This is a genomic window from Paenibacillus sp. FSL R5-0378, from assembly GCF_038009285.1.
Classification (GTDB): domain Bacteria; phylum Bacillota; class Bacilli; order Paenibacillales; family Paenibacillaceae; genus Paenibacillus_AQ; species Paenibacillus_AQ favisporus.
On record NZ_JBBPAY010000001.1, the window covers coordinates 1,505,547 to 1,512,500 of the forward strand.

Consider the following 6,954-nt stretch of genomic DNA (forward strand, 5'->3'; position numbering starts at 1 on the left):
GTCTAGGGCGATTTTTTGTTGTCTTTAACGTAAGGAACATCCTGCTCCGCCTAAAGTACTCTCAGCCGTTTTATTGGCTCAGCACGTTAATCGCGTCGTCCAAATTATGAATATCCCCCACGGCCGACTTGTGAAGTACCTCGTTGTGACAGGTGGCGCATTCCACATGAATGCTGCAGTAGTCCAGGCCATCATCATTTTTCCCATCCGTCCACCATACATTGAACTGATCGGATAGCTGGCTGCAGGTTTCGCAAAACAGCGGTCCGCTCACATTTTTCAGTTGATGCGAAGATACGATCACCAAGAACACCCCTTCCCAATAATCTAGTGTATATAGCCCAATGTTGCTGTGGCCCGATGCCCTCTGTACACAGCGGCGTATACAGCTTGTCAGCCCCAAATCCCTTTACCGGATTAGTATGTCATCCCCAAAAGTACGTTTATGCATAGGGGAATGCGAAGAAATTGCCATACGAGCCCCTTATTCAAAATCTTTATTCCAAAATGAAAAAAAATACGGCGAAAAGGAATTGACAACCAGCGGTTTTACTTTATACTTGTGATTAATCATATTATTTCAGTAGGGATTATAGTGAATTACAAACGATACTTTTATTCAGAATGGAGGCATCTGGTATGAATTTGCTCGAAAAAGAACAATGGATCCAGAAACAAGCCGAAGAAATGGAACATGCTACGGCTGAAGAATTGATCCGACTTGCGGTGGAGACATTCCCGAACATTACGTTTGCCTGCAGCTTTGGTGCTGAAGACGTCGTGCTCGTTGATATTTTGCAAAAGGTAAGCCCATCGACCGACATCTTTTACCTCGATACCGATTTCCACTTTAAAGAGACGTACGAAACCCGGGACCGCCTGGCCGCCAAATATGGCATTGAGTTTGTAAGAGTATCGCCGAAGCTGACACCCGAAGAGCAGGCGGCTGCCCATGGCGAAGAGCTGTGGAAATCTGACCCTAACGCATGCTGTAACATCCGTAAGGTAGAGCCTTTGACCCGGATCTTGTCCCAGTACGACGCTTGGATTACCGGCATCCGCCGCGATCAGGCGCCTACCCGGGCTAACGCCAAGAAGGTGGAATACGACAACAAATTCGGACTTGTTAAATTCAATCCGCTGGCTGACTGGACTTCCGACGACGTATGGCACTACATTCGTGAAAACCAGGTATTCTACAACCCGCTTCACGACATGAACTTCCCGAGTATCGGATGCATGCACTGCACGCGTGCAGTTGCCCCTGGAGAGGATCCTCGTGCAGGACGCTGGGCAAACAGTGACAAAATTGAATGCGGACTTCATAAGTAATAAATAACGGACCAGAAGAAGGGGAGCGAAAAGATGACAGCGATTCAGCCTCACGGAGGTACCTTGATTAACCGTATTGCTGAAGGCCAGGCCAGAGAAGAGCTGCTGCAGGCTGCGGCCGGTTTTAAACAGATTCCTGTGAATACTTGGACGATTTCGGATATCGATCTGATTGGCGTAGGCGCTTTTTCCCCGTTGACGGGTTTTATGAATGAGCAGGATTACCAGTCGGTCGTCGACCGCATGAGGCTGGCGGACGGCACGGTATGGAGCATTCCGATTACGCTGGCTGTGGACGATGAAAAGGCTGCGGAACTCGCTGTAGGCGACAAGGCAGCCCTCGTAGGAGCCGAAGACGGGGTGGTGTATGCCGTCCTTGATATCGAGAGCATTTACAGCGTCGATCAGACCGCTGAAGCGACCAAGGTATTCAAGGCAAGCGATTCCGAGCATCCTGGCGTCAAGAAGCTGTTTGAGCGCCCGTCAAACTATGTGGGCGGAAGCATTCAGGTGCTGAACCGTCCGAAACCGGCCAAGTTTGGCGAGTTTTATTTTGATCCGGCGGAGACGCGCCGTATTTTTGCAGAGAAGGGATGGAAGAAGGTTGTTGGCTTCCAAACCCGCAACCCGGTTCATCGGGCACACGAGTATATCCAGAAGAGTGCGCTTGAGATCGTCGACGCGCTGTTCCTGAACCCGCTCGTTGGTGAAACCAAGTCGGATGACGTTCCGGCCAACGTCCGGATGAAGAGTTATCTGGTCCTGCTCGAAAACTACTACCCGGCCGATCGTACGTTCCTTGGCGTGTTCCCGGCCGCTATGCGTTATGCCGGCCCGAGAGAAGCCATTTTCCATGCGATGGTCCGCAAAAATTACGGCTGCACCCATTTTATCGTCGGCCGCGACCATGCCGGCGTAGGCGACTACTACGGCACCTATGAAGCCCAGGAAATTTTCTCGAATTTCACGGCGGAAGAACTCGGCATTACCCCGCTGTTTTTCGAACACAGCTTCTTCTGCAAAAAGTGCGGCAATATGGCATCCAGCAAAACCTGCCCGCATCCGAAGGAAGATCATTTGACCTTGTCCGGTACGAAGGTACGCGGTCTTCTGCGGGACGGCGTCTGCCCGCCACCGGAATTTACCCGTCCTGAGGTCGCTAAGATTTTGATCGAAGGGATGTCCGCACAAGTATCTTCATAAAGTACTATTTGTCCACCTCGCCCCATATAGATGTGTAGAGTCGATATGGGGAACGGAGGTGGATTTTTTATGTCCAAGCAGGGACGAAAGAAACAGGTGCTGTGGATCCGGGTAAGCACGGTCAAAAAAGCGCTGATCGGCCTCTGCCTGCTGATTGTTTTTATTGCGGTGGCTACATACCAAATACCCGCGGCAAAGACGACGGGTTCCTTGGGTCTGCCCCTGTCGGGGAAAGTAATCGCATTGGATGCCGGTCACGGCGGGCCGGACGGAGGTGCCGTCAGCAAGCAGGGCGTGATCGAAAAAGATATTAACCTGGCGATCGCCTTATATCTGCGCGACTATTTGCAGCAGGCGGGTGCGATCGTCGTGATGACGCGAGAAGGCGACTACGACCTGGCCGGCGATACGAGAGGGTACTCCAAACGCAAGACAGAGGATTTGAAGCAGCGGGCCAAGTTCATTGAGGACAAGCATGCGGATCTGTTTTTGAGCATTCACATGAACAGCTTTCCGTCGAACCGATACCGTGGCGCCCAGACGTTTTATTATCCGAATCATCCGGACAACGCAGGACTGGCTGCATTAATTCAGGATGAGATTAAGCGGAACCTCGAAAATACGGACAGGGTAGCCAAAACGGTGAATACGGTATATCTGCTTCAAGCGCTGAAAATGCCTTCGGCTCTGGTGGAGGTCGGATTCCTGTCCCATCCGCAGGAGTCGGAGCTGCTCAGGGATGAGAGCTACCAGCGCAAGGTCGCCGCATCGGTCTACAAGGGGGTTCTCCGGTATTTGTCCGGCGAGAAGGCGAAAGTGTCGTCAGAAAATCCTTGAGAATGGTATAATAGCACCTGAGGCTTTAGATGGAACTTAAGATGAATACTATAAAGCAGAGGTGCTGCCAGCATGTTATCACGTGAGCAAGTGCAACAGCTATTACAGCCAATCGTCGAGCCTGTCACAGGGAAGAGCCTGATTGAGCTGCAAATGATAAGAGATATCGTTGTGAAGGAAAGCCGGATTTCATTGTCGGTCATCACTTTAGACAAGCGTGAGGATTACGCCAAGGCGCTTGAGAGTGACATCCGGGAACGGCTTGGGGACGCAGAGGGTGCGGAGATTCACATCCGGATGCGTGAAGCTAACGAGCTGGAACGCGAGAAAATATTAGGCGAGTCGGCGCGCATGCGCCAGGAGGACGAGGATAAGCTCGTCAAGGGACATGCCGCCGGGCTGGAACACAACCAGCTGCTGCAGGATCCGAACGTCCATTTTATCGCGGTAGCAAGCGGTAAGGGCGGCGTCGGCAAATCGACGGTGACCGTCAACCTGGCTGCAGCTTTAGCCCGTATGGGCAAGCGCGTAGGGCTTATTGACGCCGACATTTACGGCTTCAGCGTGCCGGATATGATGGGGATTGAAGAGGGGCCGGTGGTAGAGGACAACACGATTATCCCCGTAGAGCGCTTTGGCGTGAAGGTGATGTCGATGGGCTTCTTTATCCGTGAGAACAACCCGGTCATTTGGCGCGGTCCGATGCTCGGCAAAATGCTGCACCAATTTTTCAGCGACGTCGGTTGGGGACAGCTCGATTATATGCTGCTTGACTTGCCGCCGGGAACGGGCGATGTGGCCCTTGACGTTCATCAGATGCTGCCGCAGAGCAAGGAGATCATCGTCACGACACCGCACGCCACTGCTGCTTTCGTAGCCGCTCGTGCCGGAGCGATGGCGCTTCAGACCAATCATGACATTTTGGGCGTCGTCGAAAATATGGCTTATTACGAGTGCTCAGACTGCGGCAAGCGGGATTACGTATTCGGACGGGGCGGTGGCGGACAATTGGCGGAAACGCTTCACACGGAATTGCTGGCGCAGCTGCCGCTTGGAGCGCCGGACAACCATGTCTCCGAACCTGACTTCTCGCCGTCTGTATATAAGGCAGACACGCCGACGGGTCAGATCTACAGTCAATTGGCCGCATCGATTGTTGCCAAGTGCGAGCAATAAGCTACACATTTGCATCATCACACCAAAAAAGCCCCGATCGGGGCTTTTTTTAATGCCGTTAACTTCCTCCACCGCCGCCCTCGCCGTTTTCCTTGCTGCCGCCTTCACTGCTGCCTTGGTCCCCGCCTTCTTGACCTTTACTCCCGCCTTTCTTTTGCGATTTCTCGACTTTAGGCTGGAGTTCTTGAGTCACGACATCCTTCAGCATGTTCATGACTTCTATTCTGAACAACGGGTTCTGCATGGCTTCCTGCATGACGGTCATTGACTGCTTGCGGTATTCAGGGGACTTGGTAATATCCAGGAACATTTTCATGACTTCGGGTGACTTCATAATATCGGCGACGGCTTGCTGATAAGTAGGATCTTTGATCAACTGCATATGCAGCTGCTTGTTCTGCGAGCTGATGGCTTTGGCGAAGTCCCCGGCAAACTGGGGATCCGTCATGATTTTTTCGAACTCTTTCTTGTACTCCGGAGCGGTAATGGTGTCTTTGACGGCCGTCCGGATTTGCTCTCCGGCTTGAAGGGACATCATCTGCATACCGAGCCCCGAACCAGAACCGGAGCCGCTGGTGCCAGAACCGCTGCCGCCGCCCTTCAGGGCATCCTCAACGGCTTTCTTGCCTTCATCGCTCTTCAGGATATCGACAACCATTGTTTTCATCTCTTTATAATCGCTCTGGGGCGGGGCATAGCTCTGTTCCGATCCACAGCCTGTCAGAGCCGCGGAAATACCGAAAAAAAGCGCACATAAACCGATAACCGGCCACTTCATCTGTGTTGTCCTCCTTTGCTTCAGATCCTGTTTGTAGTATGGCATCCGAAAATTCGAAATATGTCGAGGCATGGATGGTTTTTTATTGTGAACGTTGGTAAAATAAAGTCTTGGGGGTGCAGAATATTTGAACTTAAAAAGATGGATGACATTATTTTGGAAAACGCTGCTTGCCGGCTCCATAGCGGCGATTGTGGCCGGGGTGCTGCTGCAGTTTGGAAGCGGTATAATAAAATTTAAGGGGCCAGCGGATTACTTGTTTTATCTGGTCATTTTATTCGGGTACGGCCTGATGGTCAGCGTCTATTCCCAGCTTGGCTTCTTCGCTTATATGATTTTGAATTACACGGCCATCGGGGTGTTCCCCAAAAAAGTATGGCAGTACATACAGCTTGTCCTCGCGGTTCTGGCACTGCTTGAAGTCATGTTTTTCCGCTCATTTGTCGGGAAGGAGAACAGCCAGATATCCGACTTGGTTGTCGGCATATCGATCCTGGTCGTAGCCATTGTTGTAGCTTATTTTAAGGCGAAAGCGACCAATCCGACGGCTTGGATACCGACAATCTTCTTCATGACCGCGATCACGATCGTGGAGCTGGTGGGAGGACTCAAGATTGGCGTAAACAACGCTACCGTCTTTATTCTGGTTCCGCTGATCGTCTGCAATGCTTACCAAATTTTAATCCTTCATAAAGTGTTGAACGCAAAAAAGAGCTAAGATCCTTAGCTCTTTTTTCTCTGCTTATCATTACATGCCGGCTGCGTCATCAATGGCTTGCTGCATCGCCGCCTGGTCGTGAATCTCTTTTCCCTTGGTATCCGCTTGGCTGAGCAGATCGGACACGGTTACGAATTCGTATCCCTGCTTGCGGAGCTCATCAATGATGACCGGGAGCGCTTCATGGGTCTGCTTGACCGAGTCGCTCGCATGGAGAAGCACGATGTCCCCGGGGTGTGCCTTCGACACAACACGGTTAACGATATTTTGCGCACCGATGTTTTTCCAGTCCTGGGAATCGGTATCCCATTGGATGACCTTGTAATTAAGGCTGTCTGCGATCTTCAATACCCGCTTGTCAAAATCCCCGTTGGGGAGGCGGAGGAGATTGGGTTCCTTGCCGGTCAAATCGGTTAATATAGAATTGGCGGTGATCAGCTGCTTGCGAATTTCTTCGTCGCTCAGCGTGCTGTAATTCACGTGCTTGTGGCCGTGGCTTCCGATTTCAAACCCGCTGTTTTTGATGTCATTTACGATATCCGGATGGCTTTTTCCCCAAGGGGAGGATAAAAAGAAAGTAGCCTTCTGCACATTCTTGTCCTTCAGAACCTTCAGAATGGGCTCTGCCCGCTTTTCCCCCCAGCTGATATCAAACGTCAGGGCGATCACTTTCTTCTCGGTAGGGACGCTGTAAATGGCTGCTGGAGCCCCTTCAGAGAATACCGTGATGTTGTCGCTCTCGACATAGATGATACCGATGGCAAATACCGCTGCGGCCAGCACGAGAAATGTGCGTTTTATTTTCCTGCCATTCAGCACATAGAAAAATGAATTCATATGCTCGTAAGCTCCCCTTTCCGTACATCAGCATTTTGCGCTGTCGTCCGTTATAGCAGAGGGTTTTTATAAA

Annotated in this window: 8 protein-coding genes; 5 read left to right on the plus strand and 3 right to left on the minus strand. The window is 51.4% G+C overall.

The window, feature by feature from the left end:
* Nucleotides 1-70 precede the first annotated feature (70 nt).
* A complete protein-coding gene (locus tag MKY74_RS06715) occupies nucleotides 71-304 on the minus strand; it encodes a hypothetical protein (protein ID WP_144025546.1) in 234 nt (77 codons plus the stop codon).
* 335 nt (nucleotides 305-639) lie between these two features.
* On the opposite strand from MKY74_RS06715, the gene MKY74_RS06720 reads away from it, so the two are divergent.
* The 4 genes from MKY74_RS06720 to MKY74_RS06735 all read left to right on the plus strand — a co-directional run bounded on the left by MKY74_RS06720 (nucleotide 640) and on the right by MKY74_RS06735 (nucleotide 4,548).
* Entirely contained in the window at nucleotides 640-1,332 is a 693-nt protein-coding gene (locus MKY74_RS06720; RefSeq protein ID WP_076176764.1) for a phosphoadenylyl-sulfate reductase, read from the plus strand.
* 33 nt (nucleotides 1,333-1,365) lie between these two features.
* Nucleotides 1,366-2,535 carry a sulfate adenylyltransferase gene (gene sat / locus MKY74_RS06725; protein ID WP_076176765.1) on the plus strand — a complete coding sequence of 390 codons (1,170 nt, stop codon included), beginning with the start codon at nucleotides 1,366-1,368 and terminating at the stop codon, nucleotides 2,533-2,535.
* A 69-nt stretch (nucleotides 2,536-2,604) separates the two neighbouring features.
* A complete protein-coding gene (gene cwlD, locus MKY74_RS06730) occupies nucleotides 2,605-3,372 on the plus strand; it encodes an N-acetylmuramoyl-L-alanine amidase CwlD (RefSeq protein ID WP_076176766.1) in 768 nt (255 codons plus the stop codon).
* Nucleotides 3,373-3,444: 72 nt separating this feature from the next.
* Complete coding sequence (locus tag MKY74_RS06735) at nucleotides 3,445-4,548, plus strand: Mrp/NBP35 family ATP-binding protein (RefSeq protein ID WP_076176767.1); 1,104 nt, start codon at nucleotides 3,445-3,447, stop codon at nucleotides 4,546-4,548.
* A gap of 58 nt (nucleotides 4,549-4,606) precedes the next feature.
* Here MKY74_RS06735 and gerD read toward each other — a convergent pair whose 3' ends face one another.
* Nucleotides 4,607-5,326: a spore germination lipoprotein GerD gene (gene gerD, locus MKY74_RS06740; protein WP_076176768.1), complete on the minus strand. Its 720-nt coding sequence runs from the start codon at nucleotides 5,324-5,326 to the stop codon at nucleotides 4,607-4,609.
* Between the two features lie 127 nt (nucleotides 5,327-5,453).
* On the opposite strand from gerD, the gene MKY74_RS06745 reads away from it, so the two are divergent.
* Nucleotides 5,454-6,044, plus strand: coding sequence for a KinB-signaling pathway activation protein (locus MKY74_RS06745; RefSeq protein WP_076176769.1), 591 nt, complete (start codon nucleotides 5,454-5,456; stop codon nucleotides 6,042-6,044).
* 30 nt (nucleotides 6,045-6,074) lie between these two features.
* Here MKY74_RS06745 and pdaB read toward each other — a convergent pair whose 3' ends face one another.
* Nucleotides 6,075-6,881, minus strand: coding sequence for a polysaccharide deacetylase family sporulation protein PdaB (gene pdaB / locus MKY74_RS06750; protein WP_076176770.1), 807 nt, complete (start codon nucleotides 6,879-6,881; stop codon nucleotides 6,075-6,077).
* Nucleotides 6,882-6,954: the final 73 nt, after the last annotated feature.